Consider the following 20,667-nt stretch of genomic DNA (forward strand, 5'->3'; position numbering starts at 1 on the left):
AGGGGCGCGGGATTACAAGAACATCCCACCGGAGACTTCTACGCGCTGGGCGTTCATCCAGCGCAGATCATCGCTAAGCAGCGCGGCGATGGCATCGCCAATATCATCCGGCAGCCCCACTCTTCCGAGCGCCGTTTGCGCGGCAATATGCTGATTCACCTGCGCGTTATCCCTGACCACACCGCCGCCAAAATCGGTTTCAATCGCGCCGGGCGCAATAATATTGACCGAAATTCCGCGTTCTCCCAGCTCCTTCGCCTGGTAGCGCGTCAGCACCTCCATCGCGCCTTTCATTGAGGCGTAGGCCGCATAGCCCGGCAGCGCGAAACGCGCCAGTCCGCTGGAAACGTTGAGGATCCGCCCCCCGTACTGCAATAACGGCAGCAGGCGTTGGGTAAGGAAAAACGGCCCCTTAAACTGGATGTTCATTAATTCATCAAACTGCGCCTCGCTGGTTTCAGCAAAGGGAATATTCAGGCCAATTCCGGCATTGTTCAATAAATAGTCGAAGGTCTCCCGCTGCCAACGCTGCTGAAGCACTTCTCTTACCTTCTGAGCAAAACTGTCGAAACTGCCAACATCACCGACGTTTAGCGGTAATGCCGCGGCTTTCACGCCTTTTTGCTCAATTTCAGCCACCACGTCCAGCGCCGCCTGCGGGTTACTGTGCCAGGTCAGAATAATATCGGTTCCCTTTGCCGCCAGCTTCAATGCGGCGTTTTTTCCCAGTCCACGGCTACCGCCGGTGACTAAAGCGATACGTTGCGTCATCAGAAAACCCCTTCTTGGTTGCGTTTGCATCGTTGAAGAGCTTATTAGCTGCTATAAAAACAATAAATATGGCAAATTACGTTTTACTGTTTCATTAAAAACAACAATAGGCCGCCGGCATGGATAAAATTCACGCAATGCAGCTGTTCATCAGAGTCGCGGAGCTGGAAAGTTTTTCCCGCGCCGCCGATACCCTTGGCCTGCCGAAAGGAAGCGTCTCGCGCCAAATTCAGGCGCTGGAGAGCCACCTTGGGGTTCGTCTGCTGCATCGCACAACCCGCCGGGTACAGCTGACGCAGGACGGTATGGTTTATTACGAACGCGCCAGAGACCTGCTCAGCAATCTTGAAGAGCTGGACGGCATGTTTCAGCTTGACCCCTCCAGCATCAGCGGGCGTCTGCGGGTTGATATGCCCGTCGCCGTAGCGAAAAAGCTGGTCATTCCACAGCTGCCGGCATTTCTGCAGCAGTATCCCGGCATCGAACTGGAGCTCAGCAGCAGCGATCGGTTAGTCGACGTGGTTCGCGAGGGCTTTGACTGCGTGGTGCGCGTCGGTACGCTGAAAGATTCCGGGCTCATCGCGCGGCCGCTGGGCAAGCTAACGCAAATCAACTGCGCCAGCCCGCAGTACCTGACGCGCTTCGGCTATCCGCAATCGCTGGACGATCTCGCCGATCATGCGCTGATCCACTACGCAAGCAGCCTCGGGGTGCGCCCGCTGGGCTTCGAAGTGGTCAGCGAGGGCGCCGTCCGCTGGATCAAAACCGGCGGCGTCTTGACGGTGAACAGCACCGAGACCTATCAGGCGTCGTGCCTGGCGGGGCTGGGCATTATTCAGGTGCCGCGGGTGGGGGTTCGGGAATGGCTGCGCACCGGCGAGCTGATAGAAATTCTGCCCCACTACCGCGCCGAGCCGCTGCCGGTGTCGCTCATTTATCCGCACCGGCGTAATCTCTCGCGCCGGGTACATCTGTTTATGGAGTGGCTGGGCGGCTTAATGAAAAACTACGTTGATTAGGCCGAATAATGAAAAATCTGTATTTGAGAGCGTGCCGATATTCCCTGCCGGGTGCTGGCTGACGCTTTGCATGGCGTAAAAACCAACAATATCATGCCATTATCAAATTCTCCCAGACCGATACAAACGCAGCGCAGCCGGGGAATAACACAAGAAAGCGCTTCAGTGATTCGCAGATTCCGACGTCCGATACCCCCGATACGCCCCATCCGTGATTTTACGTATATAATTTTTGAAGAATATCGCTGTAAAAAAGGAAGAAATAATTTATGACGCCGGAAAACGACGCTCAACGCCCAACCGAGGATCCGGGCCAGCAGCCGGATAAAAACAAAAGCGCGATGGCTGCGATAAACGACTCTACCGTGGCGAAAAAAGCCAACCAGGCGCTGAAAAGCGTCACCGGAACGGCGGAAAAAGTTCAGCGTAACCATATGGTCGCCCATATCATCCGCGCCGCGGAGCGCTTTAACGACAGGCTGGGTAATCAGTTTGGCGCGGCAATCACCTACTTCTCGTTTTTATCGATGATCCCAATTCTGATGGTCTCTTTTGCGGCCGCCGGTTTTGTTCTCGCCTCGCATCCCACGCTGCTACAGGACATCTTCGATAAAATCCTGCTTAACGTTAGCGACCCGACGCTGGCGGCAACGCTGAAAAATACCATCAATACCGCCGTACAGCAGCGTACCGCCGTCGGTATTGTGGGTCTGCTGGTGGCGCTCTACTCCGGCATTAACTGGATGGGCAACCTGCGTGAGGCCATTCGCGCCCAGTCGCGCGACGTCTGGGAACGCACGCCGCAGGATCAGGAGAAAATTTGGGTTAAGTATTTCCGCGACTTTATCTCGCTGATCGGCCTGCTGGTTGCGCTGGTCATTACCTTGTCGATCACCTCTATCGCCGGCTCGGCCCAGCAGATGATTATCTCGGCGCTTTATCTTGATTATATCGAGTGGCTGAAACCGGCGTGGCGGCTGATTGGCCTCGCGATTTCCATCTTCGCCAACTATCTGCTGTTTTTCTGGATTTTCTGGCGACTCCCGCGCCACCGCCCTCGCCGTAAGGCGCTGATTCGCGGCACCCTGATTGCGGCCGTCGGCTTTGAGATAATCAAAATCATTATGACCTGGACGCTACCGGCGCTGGTGAAATCCCCATCCGGGGCGGCATTCGGTTCGGTGTTGGGGATAATGGCCTTCTTCTATTTTTTCGCCCGCCTGACGCTGTTCTGCGCCGCATGGATTGCCACCGCCGAATATAAAGACGACCGCCGGATGCCGGGCAAAGCCCACGACTAAACCATCACTGGGCTGAATAAAAGACGCAAAATTCAGCCCAACCTGGCATTTCAGCATATAAATCCAACATGTAACTTTTATTTAACCTAAACCTGGTTTTATCGACCATTATTTGAATTTTGTGAAGCATTTCATAGAAGTTATTTTTCTGGCACAGAAATTATTCACTTTTTGCTTCTTTTTTCGCCTCTCTCGCCCCTTGTTACAGATTGAAATGTCCCCAAGGCTGTGGCTATATGGCCTTTCGTTCGCAAAAAATAAGAAAGATCTATGCAAGCCACAGCCACAACACTCGACAACGCGCAGGACACCGTTCCGGTTAACTCACGCAATAAAGTCGTCGTCGCCTCACTCATTGGTACCGCCATCGAGTTCTTCGACTTCTACATCTATGCCACCGCGGCGGTTATCGTATTCCCGCACATTTTCTTCCCGCAGGGCGATCCCGCCGCCGCGACGCTACAATCGCTGGCGACCTTCGCTATCGCCTTTATTGCGCGCCCTATCGGTTCAGCGGTCTTTGGCCACTTCGGCGACCGCGTAGGCCGTAAAGCGACCCTCGTCGCCTCGCTGCTGACGATGGGGATCTCCACCGTGGTTATCGGCCTGCTGCCCGGCTATGAAACCATTGGCATTATGGCACCGGTGCTGCTGGCGCTGGCGCGCTTTGGTCAGGGGCTCGGCCTTGGCGGCGAATGGGGCGGCGCGGCGCTGCTGGCAACGGAAAACGCCCCGCCGCGCAAGCGCGCGCTGTATGGCTCATTTCCGCAGCTGGGCGCGCCTATCGGCTTCTTCTTCGCAAACGGCACCTTCCTGCTGCTCTCCTGGCTGCTGACCGACCAGCAGTTTATGGAATGGGGCTGGCGTATGCCGTTTATCTTCTCCGCCGTGCTGGTCATTATCGGCCTGTACGTCCGCGTTTCGCTGCACGAGTCGCCGGTGTTCGCTAAGGTAGCCGCCGCGAAAAAACAGGTCAAAATCCCGCTGGGCACGCTGCTGACCAAACACGTGCGCGTCACCGTTCTCGGCACCTTTATCATGCTGGCGACCTATACGCTGTTTTACATCATGACCGTCTACTCCATGACCTTCAGCACCGCCGCCGCGCCGATTGGCCTCGGCTTGCCGCGTAACGAAGTGCTGTGGATGCTGATGATGGCGGTTATCGGTTTTGGCGTGATGGTACCGGTGGCGGGCCTGCTGGCGGATGCATTCGGCCGTCGTAAGAGCATGGTCGTGATTACGACCCTGATCATCCTCTTCGCGCTGTTTGCCTTTAAACCGCTGCTCGGCTCCGGCAACCCGCTGCTGGTCTTTGCCTTCCTGCTGATTGGCCTGAGCCTGATGGGGCTGACCTTTGGCCCCATGGGCGCGCTGCTGCCGGAGCTGTTCCCGACGGAAGTTCGCTATACCGGCGCATCGTTCTCCTATAACGTCTCGTCGATCCTCGGGGCGTCCGTGGCGCCGTACATCGCCGCCTGGCTGCAGGGCAACTACGGTCTGCCTGCGGTAGGGCTCTATCTGGCCGCCATGGCGGCGCTGACGATGATCGCGCTGCTGCTGACTCACGAAACGCGTCACCAATCGCTGTAACTCTCCCTCCACGCCCCTGGCCATCCGGCGAGGGGCGTCTCCTTGCCGACTATTTTTTCATCTGCGACAGAATTGCCCGACACTGGTTCGCCTCGCCTTCGGCGGGTGAGATCAGCGCCAGCAGCGCGGCGGCCGGCGTCACCAGGGTCGCCAGCGCTGCCGCTACCGCGCCGCGGGCAATCAGCGGCCCCGCCTTCACGCCCGCATTCGGCGACTTAAAGGTGCCGCGCACGTAGAGCGGTGAACGCAGGGTGATAATGCGAAAGCCCTTACTCTCCGGATCGATAGTGAGGTCCAGCTGCTCTGAGGCAAAGCTGGCGGTACCGGTGACGTTGATCAGCGCGTTTTCCGTATCAAAGGCAAACACCTGCGGCCGGGCGACGCCGTTGACCACGTCGATATTGGCCGCCGCGCAGTTCACCCGCACCTCATCATCGCCAAAGATCTGCCCGATGATAAAGTTACCGACGTTCAGGCCGAGGATCTCCATCAGGTTGCGGCTAATTAAACCGTCGTTCATCAGCAGCTTCAGGTTACCGTTACTGTTGCCCAGCAGCGCGGCGACGGAGTTGCCGGTGCCGCGAAGCTGCACATCGCCGTTCATTTCGCCGAGGGTTTTCTGCATCATCTCCACGTTTGGCATCAGCGCTTTCAGCTTCAGGCGGCGCGCCTGCAGGTTCGCCGTCCCCTGCAGCGGTTTTTTATCCCCTTCAAGATGAATGCTGCCGGCAATCGTGCCGTTGGCCAGCCCCAGACGCAGCGGCTGCAGGCGCAGGTCGCCCCGTTCGAGGATCACGTGGGTGGAGAGGTCGCTGATGGGGAGCGTGCCGCCGTGCTCAATGCGCCGTCCTTTAAAGCGCACATCGGCATCCATCACCTGCCACTTATCGGTTTCAAAGCGGTCATATGGCAACACTTTTCCGGCCGGCTGCGGGGAGGCCTCGCCTTTGCGCCGTTCGGTCTGGCTGCCTTTACCGCCGGAGTCGACGCCAATCAGCGGCCCCAGATCCGCCAGCCTTAACTGTCTGGATTCAAGGTCGCCCTCCAGCTTAGGCCGGGGTTTACCGGTGGTGTAAGTCAGCGAGCCGTGGATATCGCTCTCGCCGATGCGGCCATTAAAATCCTGATAGGCGAAGCGTGAACCGTTTTTCTCCTTGAAGGTGGCCCGCAGATGCCCGTCGGTCGAAAAGGCCGGCGTATCCGGCAGCAGCACGCCGGTCAGGTCATAGAGATCGCCCAGCGAGTCCCCGGAAAACTTCAGCCGCAGATCGACGCCGCCGAGGTTAAGCGGATCGCTGACCGTGCCGGTAAACGCGACCCGGGTATTGCCGGAACGAAAATCCCCCTGCAGGGGGAACGGCGTCCCTTCGCTGCGCAGCGCCAGCATGCCGCCGATTTTGCCGCTACCGGAGAGCGGCTGTCCGTTATAGCTCCCTTTCGCCTGCAGGCCGAAGACGTAATCGCCCACTTTCTGCGGCTGCCCTTTCCCCTTCTCGCCGGTCACTTCACTGAACGCCAGCGGCTTACCGAGCGGATCAACCACGATCGTCACGTCAGCGCGCGACACTTTGTCATCAACGGCAATCTTGCCGCGATCGAAAAGAATATTGTCGAGGCGGAAAGACCAGCTGGAAGGCGCCGCATCTTTCTCCGACGACCCCGCCGAAGCCAGGTCGAAAGTCCAGTTGTTGCTCTTCTCCGACAGTCGGATCAGCCGCGCGTCGGGCTGTTCAAGCTTAATCCACGGCAGATAGACCGTTTTGCTGAGCAGCGCCAGCGGGGCGAGAGTCGCCTCAACGCGCGGCAGGTGGACCATCGTGACCTGCGGGATATCAGGGGGGTTGCCAAGGACGATATCTTCGGCATGAACGTGCGGCCAGGGGATCCAGCTTCGCCAGCCGCTCTCGCCGGGCTGGCGTTCCCAGACGACGCCCAGATCGCCGCGAATCGCGAACGGGCGGTTCAGCTCGGCAGAGACTTTCTGGTTGATCGTCGGCTTCAGGCGGTTCCAGTCAAAGGTCGCCAGCACGATAAAAAACAGAACGATCAGTACGACAATCGTTCCCAGGATAATAGCCACGGTTTTTCGGGTTCTGCTCATCCCTTCTGCACTCCTTTTGCGTCTCGTCACTCCTGAATATAGTTGAGAAACGCCATTTGCTCCGCCGAATGAGGTTTTCGTCACATAATCCGCGTCAGGTCAAAAAAATAATGGAACGTTGTTTTAATATCATTGACCATCAAAGCGCCCCAGCGCACACTAGGGTTAATATTGATTTAATTTCAGGTCATCACTATGTCGAAGAAAATTGCCGTCATTGGCGAATGCATGATTGAGCTGTCAGAGAAAGGCGCAGCGGTTAATCGCGGCTTTGGCGGCGACACCTTAAACACTTCCGTCTACATCGCTCGCCAGACCGACGCCAGCGCGCTGGGCGTGCACTACGTTACCGCCCTGGGCACGGACACCTTCAGCCAGCAGATGCTCGAATCCTGGCAGAGCGAGAACGTTCAGACTGACCTGATTCAGCGCATGGCCGACCGTTTACCGGGCCTCTACTACATCGAAACCGACGAGAGCGGCGAGCGCACCTTTTACTACTGGCGCAACGAAGCCGCGGCGAAGTTCTGGCTGGAGAGCGAGCAGTCTGCGACCATCTGCGAAGAGCTGGCGACCTTTGATTATCTGTATCTTAGCGGGATCAGCCTGGCGATCCTCAGCCCGACCAGCCGCGAGAAGCTGCTGACCCTGCTGCGGGAATGCCGGGCGAACGGCGGCAAGGTTATCTTTGATAATAACTATCGTCCGCGCCTGTGGAGCAGCAAAGAGGAGACGCAGCGGGTTTATCAGCAGATGCTGGCCTGCACCGACATCGCGTTCCTGACCCTCGATGACGAAGACGCGCTGTGGGGCGAGAAGCCGGTTGCGGAAGTGATTGCCCGCACCCACGCCGCCGGCGTTGAAGAAGTGGTGGTTAAGCGCGGCGCAGACTCCTGCCTGGTGGCGATTGCCGGCCAGCCGCTGCGGGAAGTCCCGGCCGTTAAGCTGCCGAAAGAGAAAGTGGTTGATACCACGGCGGCGGGCGATTCGTTCAGCGCCGGCTACCTGGCCGTACGCCTGACCGGCGGCGACGCCGAATCTGCGGCAAAACGCGGACACCTGACCGCCAGCACGGTGATCCAGTATCGCGGCGCGATTATCCCGCGCGAGGCGATGCCGCAGTAATTTTCGATTGCGTTACGCCCGCCTGCGAGAATCCCGGCTGGCGCTGCGCGTAGCCGGGCTACTGTCTGGCACTGGCATTAGACCGGACAAGGCGCGCCAGCGCCGCCTCCGGGAAAATCACCGGGCCAACCCAGCAATACGTAAAACAGATTAGCCATAAACCTCACCGGATAGCCACGCTATCCGGTTTTGCTTTACTGCGCTGGCGGGATATCCGTCGCTTCGTTACGCCCTTCCACAACATCACCGGCGGCGCTCGACGCCGCTGCGGCCGCTGGCGCGGGCGCCATCAGCTTTTCCCACGTCGCCTGCAGTTCCTTCATGTTGTATTCCGGCTCACCCTGCGGCTGCTGCAGCACCAGCGCCATATCCTGCGACAGCTGCTGACGCAGGTACTGATTCAGCATGTCGACCGTCAGCGAATTGAGAAACTCCTGGCGCAGTTTCTGATACTGCTCGGGCGCGATATCCACCACCTGATTTTGCAACGAACGCATCCGCTGGCTAATCAGGATGTACGTATCGGTGCGCGCATAGGTGGCAAACAGCTTCTGCAGTTCGAGGTTTTTCTGCGCGATCAGGGCATCAAACTCCTCCTGCGGCAGGCCGCGATCGCGGACTTTCGCCAGCTCGCGCGCCACGGTCGTTAAGTTGGCGTTCAGGCGCTCGCCCGGCGATTCGATATTGATCGCGCACTGGGCGCGCTGGTAGAGCACGCGGCAGTCAAAGCCAAGGCCGATATCCTTGATATTACTTTTGCTCAGATTCTGCTGTACGTGCCAGAACAGCGCTTCCCGGGCAAGATCGTCGCGCCAGTAGCGCTGCAGCGCGACCGAGTCGCGGATCGGCTGCCACGGCGCATCCCACATCAGCGACAGCTTATCCTGGCGCACCGCATCGGTCATGATGCTGACCGGCGTCGTCGGCAGCGGCGACAGCGTAGGAACCGCCACCGGCGTTTCGCGCTTGCCCTTCAGGCCGCCGAAAGTTTTGTTGATTTGTTCCGCGACGCTGCGGCTATCCACGTTGCCGACCACAATCAGGGTCATGGCATCCGGCGTGTACCACTTGTGGTAATACTCTTTTAGCTGAGCAATATCCACCGGCTGCTTCAGCGGCGCCGCCGGATCGTGCCCCAGCATGGTGGAGCCTTTTAGCCGATAGCGCCACCAGCCTTCTTTGGTATCCGCAGGCCAGGTTGCCACCATGTCTTCGCCCTGCAGCGCGTGGTTGACGGTTTCCGGGGAGATCGGCATTTTACCGCTGGCGCTGGCCAGCCAGCTCAGCGCCTCTTTCAGCAGGTCGTTACGGTTATTCGGTATGCTCAGGTTAAACAAACTGTAGTCATAAGAGACGATGGCGGGCGGCAGAGGACGCTTCGGGTCAATACTCTGCTGCCATAGCGAACGGGCCTGCATGGTCGGGAGGCCACCGTTTTGCGTCAGCGCGAGGCGCGGGATAAAGTGGCTAAAGCCGCTCTGCTGAGTGCTTTCGCTCAGCGAGCCAATATTCACGGACAGGCGAACTTCGATACGATCGCTGGGACGCTGCGGGGTGGCTAAAACCTGCCACTGAAACCCATTCGCCAGTGTCCCCTGTTGCCAGGCCGGGTCCGGCTGGAGCGCTTCTGCCTGCACATAACCGACCGTCGCCATCATCAGCAAACCACCGGTTAAGAGTCGAATTTTTGTGCCCTGCATGTGAACCCCTGATGAACAATCCTGGTTACAACAGCGGCCCACGGGAGGGCCGCCGAAAAAATATGGTGAGTTAAGTACGTCGGTTAGACCACACGGAGATGAAAATGTCGCATGTTGACGTGAAATAAACATAAGGGTCACCGCCGCGCAAGCGACAGTGACCCCTAATTATGCGCAGGAGCCCGTAGTCCAGCAAGGGACAACGGGCCTAACAGATGGATTTATGAGGATAATTCGTGCGATTTGCTTACCGGAGTACGGTTGTTCAGCACATCATCCAGCTGTTTCGCGTCCAGCTCTTTGACCCATTTAGCGACAACTATGGTCGCGACGCCGTTACCCACCAGGTTGGTCAGCGCGCGCGCCTCGGACATAAAGCGGTCGATGCCAAGAATGAGCGCCAGACCGGCGACCGGCAGGTGCCCGACGGCGGAAATCGTCGCCGCAAGGACGATAAAGCCGCTACCCGTCACCCCCGCCGCGCCTTTTGAGGAGAGCAACAGCACCACCAGCAGGGTGATCTGATGGAAAATATCCATATGGCTGTTCGTCGCCTGGGCGATAAACACCGCCGCCATCGTCAGGTATATTGAGGTGCCATCGAGGTTAAAGGAGTACCCCGTCGGGATCACCAGCCCCACCACCGACTTGCGGCAGCCCAGCTTCTCCATCTTATCGAGCATACGCGGCAGCGCCGACTCGGATGAAGATGTCCCCAGGACAATCAGCAGCTCTTCGCGGATATAGCGGATAAATTTAAAGATGCTGAAGCCGGTGGCTTTGGCGATCGACCCCAGCACCACCACCACAAACAGGATGCAGGTGATGTAGAAGCAGACGATCAGTTGGCCAAGCTGCACCAGCGTACCGACGCCGTATTTCCCAATGGTAAAGGCCATGGCCCCGAACGCGCCAATCGGCGCCAGGCGCATGATCATATTGATGATGCCGAAGATCACCTGCGAGAAGCTTTCGATAACGTTAAAAATCAGCTGGCCTTTGCTGCCGAGGCGATGCAGCGCGAAACCAAACAGCACCGCAAACATCAGCACCTGCAGAATGTTGCCGCTGGCAAAAGCGCCAATTACGCTGCCGGGGATAATATCGAGCAGGAACGCTACGATGCCCTGATCTTTCGCCTGTTCGGCGTAAACCGCCACGGCCTTCGCGTCGAGGGTCGCCGGGTCAACGTTCATTCCCGCGCCGGGCTGCACCACGTTTACAATGATCAGGCCGATGATCAGCGCAATTGTGCTCACGATTTCAAAGTAGAGCAGCGCCACCGCCCCGGTGCGGCCGACGGCTTTCATGCTCTCCATCCCGGCAATCCCCGTCACGACGGTACAGAAGATAACCGGGGCAATAATCATTTTAATCAGCTTAACGAAGGCATCGCCGAGGGGTTTCATCTGCGCACCCAGTTCCGGGTAAAAATGGCCCAGCAGAATACCGATCGCTATGGCCGAGAGAACCTGGACATAGAGGCTTTTAAAGAAAGAGATTTTCATAGGGTGTCCTTTGGAGATAACCACAGACCTTGAGGGGGTATTGCGTCCGTGGCTTAAAAATAACACCCATGAAACATTTCAGAAATAACGAGTGATGAAATTGCAATGCAATTGTTAATTTATTTGAACTGACTCGCATAAGCTAACAATGTTGTTACAAACTTGCATCCTCAACATCACCGGGTAAAAAACGGGCCATAAAAGCCTCAGGCGGCATGGCGCAGCCAAAAAGATACCCTTGCACCGTCTCGACGCCCGCCTCCTGCAGCCAGCGATACTGGGTATCGGTTTCGACGCCCTCCGCGACAATGTGCAGATTCAGCCCCCGCGCCAGCTGGATAATCGCGGGCATCATGCTGATATCATCGGGCAGCATATCGATAAAGACTTTATCTATTTTCAGGATGTCTACCGGCAGCGATTTAATATGCTGCAGCTGGCGCAGGCCGGCGTAGCCCATACCAAAGTCATCGAGGGCAATCCGCACGCCCGCTTCACGCAGCGGACGCAGCAGGGAAATAATCGCCTGCGGGTCGTCTATCCGACGGCTTTCGGTGACTTCCAGTACCAGCGTGCCCGGCGCGATACGATAGCGCGCGAGCAGCGCCAGCATCTCCTCGCCGCGATCGTGATGCAGCAGCTGCAGCAACGACACGTTGACCGACAGCGGCAACATAATCCCCTGATTTTGCCAGGCGGCAAGCTGCCGGCAGGCCTCTTCCATCACCCAGTAGCCGACCGGCACCATCAGCCCGCAGGCTTCGATACGCTCAATCAGATCGCCCGGCAGCGACCAGCTGCCGTCCGCCTGACGCTGACGCAGCAGCACTTCCGCACCGCACACCTCGCCGCTGTGGGTATCCACCTGCGGCTGCAGCCAGATGGCAAACTGCTGGTTATCAAGCGCCGTCAGAATATCGTGCTCTTCCATTAAGCGGCGCTGCGCTTTTTCCATCTGCTGCGGATCGAAGAACTCAATCTGGTTTTTCCCTTTACGACGCGCGGTTACGGCGGCGGAAAACGCCCGACGGTAGAGCTGTTCGGCGTTAATTTCGCCGTTAAACATCGCGATACCGACGCTGGCGCAGGGGCGCAGCTGGATGCCGTGCAGCGGCAAACGTTCATTTAAGACAGTGAGTACTTGCTTACTTAACGTCACCGCCTGCCAGGGTTCGTCAATGCCGTGGGCCAGAATCGCGAAGTCGTAGCCGCTCACCTGAGCCAGCACCATCTGCGCCGGAATAATCGCCCGCAGCTTTTCAACCAGGGTTAGCAGCAGCATTTCACGCTGCGTCTCTTTCAGTACGCCAGCGGTATCCTGTAGCGTTTCGCAGGCGATAATCAGCAGCGCCGAGGCCTGCGGTCGCGCGACGGTTTGCTCCAGCATGGCCATTAGAAAGGCTTTGTTCGGCAGCTCGGATACCGGAAAACGGGTCGATTGCAAAGAGAGTTCGTCGTGCAGGCGCAGCAGCGTCTGCTGATTACGGTTGTAGCTGCGCACCAGCATGCCGATTTCATCGTCATGATGGAGACGCGGCAGCGTGAGCTGATGGCCCAAACGCTCGTGCTGCGGGACATCGTTTAGCTCACGGGCGATTTTACGCAGCGGTCGTACCATCAGACGGTTGATGCACCAGGTGATCGCCACCGTCAGCATCAGCACCAGAAGCAAGTAAGCGGTCACTAACGTCGCCAGCGCGCTCATGACGAATTTATACATGCGGTATGAGTCGGCCTGGAGCACCAGATAGGCCAGCGGCTGTGGGTTAGCGGGCCGTTCAAGGGAGTAGATAGGCAGCGAAATCTGTACCGGCAGTTCAAACATACGGGTGATGGTTACCGGTACCGGGCGCTCGGGGATAAAGCGCATCCGCAGCGCCTGGAACTGATTGGGCAGGACAACATCCGCCCGGCTGACGATGCCTGCGGGTTGAATACGGCTCAGAATGGCTTCCGCCTCAGGGATATCGGCTTTCAGGATAGCCGCTGACAGCGGTTCGCGAACGGAACGCGCGATGCTTTCTAACTGCGTGGCCGTGGTAAAACGACTCTGCTGAACAAAGTGGAACAGCAGAATAGAACAGAAGACCAGTACAAACGCCATGGACACGCTCGCGACCATCGCCATCTGTTTAATTGTAAGTGAACGGCTGACGCGCAACGGGGTTCTCCACTGAAACTGAACGCATATCGGGTATAGGTCCCTCTCACCGATCGTTATCAGGCTGATTATATACTCAAATTGTTCGCTCACGCCCGCAAGGCGCAAAGCAATGCCATCAGGCCGCTTTCCCGGAGGCGGCGCAATGCGCCTGTCCGGGCTACAAAATCCGCAGGCAGCACCGACCTGTAGCCCCGGTAAGCATAGCGCGACCGGGGAACATTCCCGGGTGGCGGCTAACGCCTTACCCGGGCTACACGCTCACAACCGCCATCGGGCCGGTAGCCCGGACAAGGCGCCCCTGGCGCCGCCTCCGGGATGCAGCGCGCTACGCTGCTTCCGCACCACCGGAGGGGAAATCGGGCTGCCTGGCCGGAGGCAACGAGTATACGCGAAGAGCGCCGCGGAGTGGCGCCCTGTCGCATAATTCAGCCTAATCCGCTACCAGTCGGCATAAGGAACCAACGGCTGCGGCGGCATATCCATATCGCCCTGCCAGCCGGAAGCCGAATAGCGAACGTACAGCAGCGCATGGCTCGGGGTGTAATCCTTCGCCTGCTGGATATCAACCGCTGCCCCGACAAACCAGTTGCTGGTCACCCGTCGTTCAACCAGCGCCCGCGCGGTATAGCCGACGCCAGAACTGCTGCTGCCTTCTTCCGTGAGCTGGCTGGCATCATGACGATACTGCGAAGGAATCAAATTGAGCAGCGGATAGCGCGCCTCGGTTTTGGTGCGCGAGTGGGACCACGACACCGAGCCCCCCAGCTCCCATGACCAGTTCGCCGTCCGCTGACGCCAGGTAACCGGCACCGAGAAGGAGACATATTCCTGCGGACTGTAGTAACCGCCCTGACCCAGCGTATAGCCGCTGAGATCCTTATCGTAGTGCCAGAGCATATTGTTCAGGCCGACGGTGACCCGGCGGTTATCTTCGTTAACCACTTTATAGTAGTAGCCGGTCATCCAGCGCACGCGCCAGTTGTCGGCGACGTTTTTCCCGGTCAACTGATCGACGCCCAGCGAAGACCAGACGCCGTTGGCCTCGCCTTTATCGTAGCTCAGACTCAGACCGCCGCCGTCGGCGCGCACCCCGCCCCAGGTCTTGCCGGTATGGACGTCGTTAGGGTTGTCTTTCTGCCCGCCAAAGGCCAGCAGCGAGCTGGAGATGGGGCGTCGATGGAGGTTCACGGTGTAGCCCAGCGGACCAACGTCGCTGCTGTAGCTCAGGCCGCCCACCACATCAACGACGTTAAAGCCCATCGGCGTGGTGCCGATATCGCCGCTCCAGGTATCGTTCTTCCAGCCCACCGCGACGCTGGCGCCGCTATCGCTCTGATGTTTGCTGCCGCCGCTACAGGCGATTTCACCGCAGGTGCCCCAGCTCGGTGAATAGCTGCCGTCGCTGTTCGTCGAAAAACTCCCGGCATCCATATTAACCAGATCGGTACGGAAGAACATTCGCCCGTCGGCCAGCGGCGCATCCACATGCAGCATCGTGGTATGGGCTTTCAGGTCGGAATAGCCGCCGGTACCGCTGGAGCCCCAGTAATCATGTTCGAGGGTGACGTTAAGATCCTGCTGACGATAAAGATCCGCCGCGTCGCTGCGGATCCCGCGCTTCAGCCAGTCATCGCTGCTGTCGTTACGCGTCAGCCGCGTAAACGTGTCGTTATCCTGCGGGCGCTCGCGGGCGACGCCGGAGGCCACCATTGCATCTTTATAGCCTTCCAGCGCCTGCTGCGGCTCGCCGTTCTGCGCCTGGAAACGCGCGGCGTCGCGCAGCACCAGCGCGCTTTCCATTGACGGCGGCCGCGCTTTCGCCTGCGGAACGATGCGGGCGAAGGTTTGCTGCGCCTGAGCGCGATCGCCCAACCCGGCCTGCGCCTGGGCGATACGCCGCTGCATATTGATAGAATCGATGTCGTCGCCCTTGAGCTGCGCCACCTGGGCGCGGGCGGCGTTTTTATCGCCATCGGCAAGATACACTTCCGCCAGGCCCAGACGCGCATCGCCGTTGTCAGGCTGCTGCCCCAGCACCCGCTGATATTCAGCAATCGCCGTCTGGCTGTCGCCGCGCTGCTGCGCCCAGTCCGCCAGCGTGAGCGCGTAGCGCACCGACGTCGGCTGCTGGTTAATCAGCGCGATCGCCCGGGCTTCCTGGCCGCTATCGCGCAGCTGATTCGCCTGGCGCAACACGTTATCGCTTTGCAGGCGCGCCTCCAGCTCGCGAATATTGTCCGTCCACTGCCCGCGCGGCAGGGCGTTAATCTGCGCCAGCGCCATCTCATCCTGATTATTCCCGGATAGGTAGAGGCCGTAGGCGTAAACCCGGTCGGCATCGCCGGGCTGGCGGTTGACCATCGCGCGCATGATGGCATCGGCTTCGCTGCGGCTGCCCGCGCTGACCAGATCCCGCGACAGGCGGTAGGCGATCCACACGCTATCCGGATCCAGCGCCAGCCGTCTGCGCTGCACTTCCGCCGCCTGCGCCCAGTTGCCCTGGCTCTCCAGCGCTTCGGCCTGTTTCTCCAGCCGATCGTTCGTCAGGCTGCGTTCGATATCATCAATACTGCGCCGCTGGCCCGGCGACAGGCTGGCGATGTACGCGCTGGCTTTTTCCGGCGATTCGGCGCGATACAGATTCGCCAGACCGCGCACCGCCAGGCTGTTGCTGCGATCCATTCGCAGCGCGCGCTGGTAGTAGCGCTCCGCCGCCGCGTTTTCTTTACGCGCCGCCGCCACGTCCCCCAGCCCCAGCACCGCATAGCTGTCGGTATTGTCTATGCGCTGCGCCTGGGCGTAATGATTTTGCGCCTGCGCCAGCTGGCCGCTTTTGAGGGCGCTATCGCCCTGCTTAATCAGCAGCCAGTAGCGGTTAGTCTTGAGCAGGCTGTCCCACTTATCGCGGCTCGGGCTATCCGGGTCCATTTTGATGGCTTTACTCAACTGGGCAACCGCCCGCGCCCGATCGCCGCGCTGGGAGTACGCCTGCCCCAATGCGCCAACCGCGTCGCTGTCTTTGGCATCCGCCCGCACAGCCTGCTGCAAATCGGCCACGGCCACCGAACCTTTCCCGGCCTTCACCGCCGCCAGCCCCTCCGCGCGATCGCGGAACGTCGGGTCTTTTAGCTGCGTCTGCTGCTGAGCGAGCAGGACGCGGGCATTCGCCGAGGTGGAACCGGTGGGAAACTGCATGAGAAAGCGCTGCAGCGCCTGCACGCTGGCCCGGCTGACCGGCATACTTTTCACTTCGTTAAACCAGATGTCCGCCGCGATACCGCGCCCCGCCGCCGAGCGGGACATCTGCTCCAGATAAGCAAATCCCTCTTCCGGCTTATTATCGCCAAACATCTGTTTCGCCAGCGCCGTTTGCAGCGGGACGTTGCCCGGCAAGCGGGCGTTGAGTTTTTTCAGCTGATTGATGCCTTCGTTATGACGGGCGGGCAGCCGCGCCACCAGCGTCCAGTACTCAATCGCCGCGTCATCATCATCAGGAACGCCGTTAAACAGCTTCTCGTAAGCGGCGATGGCCTCATCAACCTTCCCGGCCACGCCCAGCAGACGAGCCTGCTGCAGCTCCTGGCGGCCGTCGCCGGTGCTGCTTTTCATTTCGTCACGCGAAGCTTTCAGCTCGGGCGATTCCGGCGCCAGCTTCGCCAGACGCTCCAGCTGCTGCTTCGCGCCGGCGGTATCGCCCTGGCGGAGAAGATAGCGCATCCGCGCGGCAACAACGTCCGGGTTATTCGGGTCGATCAATTCCAGGCGATAGAGCGACTGGCGCACCAAATCCTCACGTTTGCTGGCCTCGCCGAGGCGGACCTGCTCCAGTAGATGTTCCTGAACAGGCGTAGTCGCGGCGTGCGCCAGCGGCATCAGCGCGACGCCTAAGGAGAGGGTGAATAAGCTTAGTGAGAACTTGTGCATTCCTGGTTCCAGTCAGGCCGTAATTCGCCACCGGCGGTGAAGCGAAAACGGTGTTGATCCCATCCCTGGCCGAAAAGGGTCAGGACCGCGCTGTAGTAAGCATCCGCGCCGGGATAGTTATCGGCGACGCGCTGGCGCTGAATGGCGCGCGCATCTTCCTTCTGCAAGAAAGGCAGTAGCGCAGCGGAGAAGCCAACCGGACCGTTGCCGGTAGTTTTACCGGTCGCGATGTTGGTTTTTTCCGGCGGCACGCCCTGGTCAATCGTCCGGGTCGCCATCGGTTTAAAACGCGCCAACAGGCGAGCTTTTTGCTTATCGCCGTCATCGAGCATACCGACCCACAGATAGACGCGAATGGCGTCATAGCTGCCGATAATGGGTTTATCCGCTTTCAGCTGCCAGCCTTTGCTTTTTTCGTAACGCACCCAGTCAGGCGAAAAACCTTTCGGCGCGGTTTCCAGCAGCAGACGCAGATTGCCGTCGCGTATCTTCGGCCAGGGAGCGCCAAACGCGGCAAAGTAGGTCGCCAGCTGCGGCGGCAGATAGCTGGGATTAAAACACCAGCCGCGGTCATCGACGAAGCCGACTCTCCCCGGCAGAATCATCGGCCCCAGCCCCGGTACGGTGGCGACCTCTTCGTCGGCAATGCGCGCCAGCAGTGCCTTGCCTACCTCGGTGTACTGAGGCGTGTCCCACAGACGTCCGGCCTCCAGCAGTGCCCAGGCTATCCACAAATCGGAGTCCGAGGCTGAATTGTTGTCCAGCACCGTCCACTCGTCATCGCTCTTTTTCCCCCACAGCCAGCCCGGGAGATGCGCGCGCAAATCGCCCTCGGCAAGGTTGTTTTGCGTCCACTCGAACAGCTTGCGGAAGCCGTCGCGATCGTTAGCCGCCAGAGCAAAGAACAGCCCGTAGCTTTGCCCTTCCGAGGTGGTGATTTTTCGCGCATCGCTGGGGTCGATAATTCGCCCTTCGGCGCTGACATACTCTTTTTTAAACTGCTCCCAGGCCGGCCACTGGCAGGCGGCGCTCACCTGCGCCGCCGCCAGCATCAATACCGATAACACCACACCGCGCACCGCGTTCATCATCAATTACTCATCATCAAGGTCGAGGCGACGGCGGCTGATAATACGCAGCATGCGCCATAGCACCCATGCCAGCAGAACAATGCTGACCGCCGCCAGAATCGCCAACAGCACCGGATGGCTGGAGAGCGCAAACCAGATACGTTCGAACCACGGAAGGTGCCCGATATAGTAAATATCGCCCACCCTCAGGCTGTTGACGCCCGACTCACGAATCACCGCAACGGAACCAAACATCGCCGCGCGTTTACCGCTGTCGTTAAGCGCCTGGGTCAGCAGTTCGTTACCGCGCGGGCTGTCGGCCAGCAGCGCCACGACGCTGCGCTGATCGTTGTACGGCGACTGGAAGCCAATAATCGCCGCCATCGGCCCGGTCGACGTGACGTCGGTGCGGGTATTCGGCGTTCTGGCCTCGGTATCAGGATAGATGCTGGCCAGATCGTAGTGGCGCATCGGCGTTTTCACCCAGCTTTTGGTCGCTTCAACCAGCAGGTTGATTTTCGTGTCGTCCTTCAGCGCCTGCGGAATGGAGCCAATCAGCAGCAGGTCGGCGTCTTTGTCCTTAATCTGGCTGCCGTCGTCGGTCATGCGCAGGTTAATGGCCGCCAGGCCGGTTTGCGCGCCAATGCCGCCGGCCGTCTCCAGCAGCGTGGCAACCTGGCCCTCGGTCGGCGATTTGGGCACCACGACCAGGGTATCGGCGAGATCGGCCATCCGGCTGTACGGGAAGCCCGCGTTAGCAAATACGCGCAGATCCGGCATCGCCATAAAGTGATAGTACTTCGAGAAATCGATGGTCGAGTCGTCGCCTATCACCACGTGGTTCTGTACCGGCTGGAAGGTAATACAGTTATCGATAGAACCGCCCGGCATCGGGTTCATATACTGGAAGTCGAAGCGCAGCTGATTCATGGCGCCGAGGCGCAATGCCGGGATCGTCACTTCCGTTTTGCCGTCCAGCAGCCCCTGAAGCACCGGCAGGCGTAGTATCAGCTTATTCACATCCTGCGAGCTGTTGAGGCTGAAGGACTGTAAGAACCGATCGTTAAGGCTAATATCCATGCGCGAGCTGTCCTTGATAGGCGGCATGGTGTAGCGATAGTTCAGGTTCATATCGATGCCGTTGGCGCGCAGCAGGTAGAGGTCCGGCGGCAGGTTCAGCGCCACGTTGATGGAATCCGGCACCAGGCCGCTGGATTGCAGCTGCTGTTCGTAGGTTTTCAGCTCGGCAAAGGTCACCGCCCGATCGGTACGCACCCAGTTCGGCGCATCGTAGGGTTTACGCGCCTGCAGCTGTTTGACATCGTCAACCGTCACGCTGCTGCCGCGGAACAGAATATTGCCCTGGGCTATCCCCTTCGCCGCCTGCAGCAGGTCTTTGTCATCCCGCCCAAAGACCACCAGCAGCTTGACGTACGGATTATCCGGGTGGTCGATCATTTCAATCGTTGGCGCCTTAACCGGCGGATGCTCGCGCAGGAAGTCAGGGCGCTTATCGTTGGTCGCAAACACAATGGCGTTACGGTCCGGCAGTTGGTTGAACTGCACCGGGAACTGCTGGCCGCGCCAGCCCGCCTTGCTGCCGAACCAGGAGGCGACGATGGCCGCCGCCTGCTGCTGCAGGACACCCGGCGCGGAGGCAAAGACCATCGGTAGCGTCAGCTGGCGGTTATCGCGCGAATCGTAGAACGGTACCGGGAAATGCGAAAGATCGTTGCGCACGTTCAGCGACTGGTAGGTTAAATCCAGATAGCTTTCGCGACCGACGTCCAGCCACAAGGTGCTGCTGGCCGGGTTTTCACAGACATCGCGATAGTGGCCGACAAACTCAAGGCGCACGCGGTTAAAGTCGGTGATATAGAGCGGATCGATAGGGATCTGCGCGCTGACTTTTTTACCCAGCTGCTCTTTGGTGACCGGCAGCACGCCCATCAGCTCATCGTTAAGATACACCTTCAGCTGCGACTGCACCGGCAGCAGCGACGGAGAGGGCGTGTAGTCGAGATTCAGCAGCGCTTTTGCCACCACTTCATCGCTGCGCATACCGAACTCTACCGACCCCTCAGGGCGCGCGCCGCGCAGCACCATGCTGCCCGGCGGCGGGGCGATTTTGGCGAAGGTCAGCTTCACGTCGCGGGTCGGAGCGTTATCCAGCACCACCACCGGCGCTGCCGGATCGGCAAGCGTCGCCGTGGGCTGGCTGTCCGCCACCGTACCCGCGATACCGGGGACCATCGTCGTCGGCCCGGCCTGAGTCGCCGCCGCCGTCGGTTCCGCATACGAAGCGAAGGGAGACCATCCGCTAATACCCACCGCTACTGCACAAATCAAAGAGAGTTTTCTGTTCATCAATATGCCCCCAGGATCCCCCCA

12 protein-coding genes are annotated in these 20,667 nt (G+C 59.3%); 4 read left to right on the forward strand and 8 right to left on the reverse strand.

The annotated features are described in order from the left end of the window. Nucleotides 1-12: 12 nt before the first annotated feature. The gene (locus F8562_RS21760) at nucleotides 13-771 is read right to left on the reverse strand and encodes an SDR family NAD(P)-dependent oxidoreductase (protein ID WP_014227162.1); all 759 of its coding nucleotides are present in this window, start codon (nucleotides 769-771) and stop codon (nucleotides 13-15) included. Between the two features lie 119 nt (nucleotides 772-890). Here F8562_RS21760 and F8562_RS21765 point away from each other — a divergent pair, with 119 nt between their 5' ends. From F8562_RS21765 to F8562_RS21775, 3 genes are all read left to right on the forward strand, one after another. Then, complete coding sequence (locus tag F8562_RS21765) at nucleotides 891-1,790, forward strand: LysR family transcriptional regulator (protein WP_014227163.1); 900 nt, start codon at nucleotides 891-893, stop codon at nucleotides 1,788-1,790. A gap of 269 nt (nucleotides 1,791-2,059) precedes the next feature. Further along, complete coding sequence (gene yhjD / locus F8562_RS21770) at nucleotides 2,060-3,091, forward strand: inner membrane protein YhjD (RefSeq protein ID WP_004134249.1); 1,032 nt, start codon at nucleotides 2,060-2,062, stop codon at nucleotides 3,089-3,091. 270 nt (nucleotides 3,092-3,361) lie between these two features. Beyond that, nucleotides 3,362-4,684, forward strand: coding sequence for an MFS transporter (locus F8562_RS21775; protein ID WP_004126314.1), 1,323 nt, complete (start codon nucleotides 3,362-3,364; stop codon nucleotides 4,682-4,684). A 49-nt stretch (nucleotides 4,685-4,733) separates the two neighbouring features. Here F8562_RS21775 and F8562_RS21780 read toward each other — a convergent pair whose 3' ends face one another. Then, nucleotides 4,734-6,785 carry an AsmA family protein gene (locus F8562_RS21780; protein ID WP_014839740.1) on the reverse strand — a complete coding sequence of 684 codons (2,052 nt, stop codon included), beginning with the start codon at nucleotides 6,783-6,785 and terminating at the stop codon, nucleotides 4,734-4,736. Between the two features lie 195 nt (nucleotides 6,786-6,980). Here F8562_RS21780 and F8562_RS21790 point away from each other — a divergent pair, with 195 nt between their 5' ends. After that, nucleotides 6,981-7,910 (forward strand): sugar kinase, encoded by a 930-nt coding sequence (locus tag F8562_RS21790; RefSeq protein WP_014227164.1) that lies wholly within the window; start codon nucleotides 6,981-6,983, stop codon nucleotides 7,908-7,910. Nucleotides 7,911-8,104: 194 nt separating this feature from the next. Here F8562_RS21790 and F8562_RS21795 read toward each other — a convergent pair whose 3' ends face one another. The 6 genes from F8562_RS21795 to bcsB all read right to left on the reverse strand — a co-directional run bounded on the left by F8562_RS21795 (nucleotide 8,105) and on the right by bcsB (nucleotide 20,643). Next, entirely contained in the window at nucleotides 8,105-9,610 is a 1,506-nt protein-coding gene (locus tag F8562_RS21795) for a M16 family metallopeptidase (protein ID WP_014227165.1), read from the reverse strand. A gap of 221 nt (nucleotides 9,611-9,831) precedes the next feature. Further along, entirely contained in the window at nucleotides 9,832-11,118 is a 1,287-nt protein-coding gene (gene dctA, locus F8562_RS21800; RefSeq protein ID WP_014227166.1) for a C4-dicarboxylate transporter DctC, read from the reverse strand. A 154-nt stretch (nucleotides 11,119-11,272) separates the two neighbouring features. Beyond that, nucleotides 11,273-13,279 carry a biofilm formation regulator HmsP gene (gene hmsP, locus F8562_RS21805; protein ID WP_014839741.1) on the reverse strand — a complete coding sequence of 669 codons (2,007 nt, stop codon included), beginning with the start codon at nucleotides 13,277-13,279 and terminating at the stop codon, nucleotides 11,273-11,275. A gap of 441 nt (nucleotides 13,280-13,720) precedes the next feature. After that, nucleotides 13,721-17,206 carry a cellulose synthase complex outer membrane protein BcsC gene (gene bcsC, locus F8562_RS21815; RefSeq protein ID WP_014839742.1) on the reverse strand — a complete coding sequence of 1,162 codons (3,486 nt, stop codon included), beginning with the start codon at nucleotides 17,204-17,206 and terminating at the stop codon, nucleotides 13,721-13,723. Continuing rightward, a complete protein-coding gene (gene bcsZ / locus F8562_RS21820) occupies nucleotides 17,188-18,297 on the reverse strand; it encodes a cellulose synthase complex periplasmic endoglucanase BcsZ (protein WP_014839743.1) in 1,110 nt (369 codons plus the stop codon). Before bcsZ ends, bcsC begins: the two co-directional genes overlap by 19 nt. A 3-nt stretch (nucleotides 18,298-18,300) precedes the next feature. Next, nucleotides 18,301-20,643 carry a cellulose biosynthesis cyclic di-GMP-binding regulatory protein BcsB gene (gene bcsB / locus F8562_RS21825; protein WP_014839744.1) on the reverse strand — a complete coding sequence of 781 codons (2,343 nt, stop codon included), beginning with the start codon at nucleotides 20,641-20,643 and terminating at the stop codon, nucleotides 18,301-18,303. Nucleotides 20,644-20,667 lie beyond the last annotated feature (24 nt).

The sequence above is a fragment of the Klebsiella sp. RCJ4 genome, assembly GCF_009025755.1.
GTDB lineage: Bacteria > Pseudomonadota > Gammaproteobacteria > Enterobacterales > Enterobacteriaceae > Klebsiella > Klebsiella michiganensis.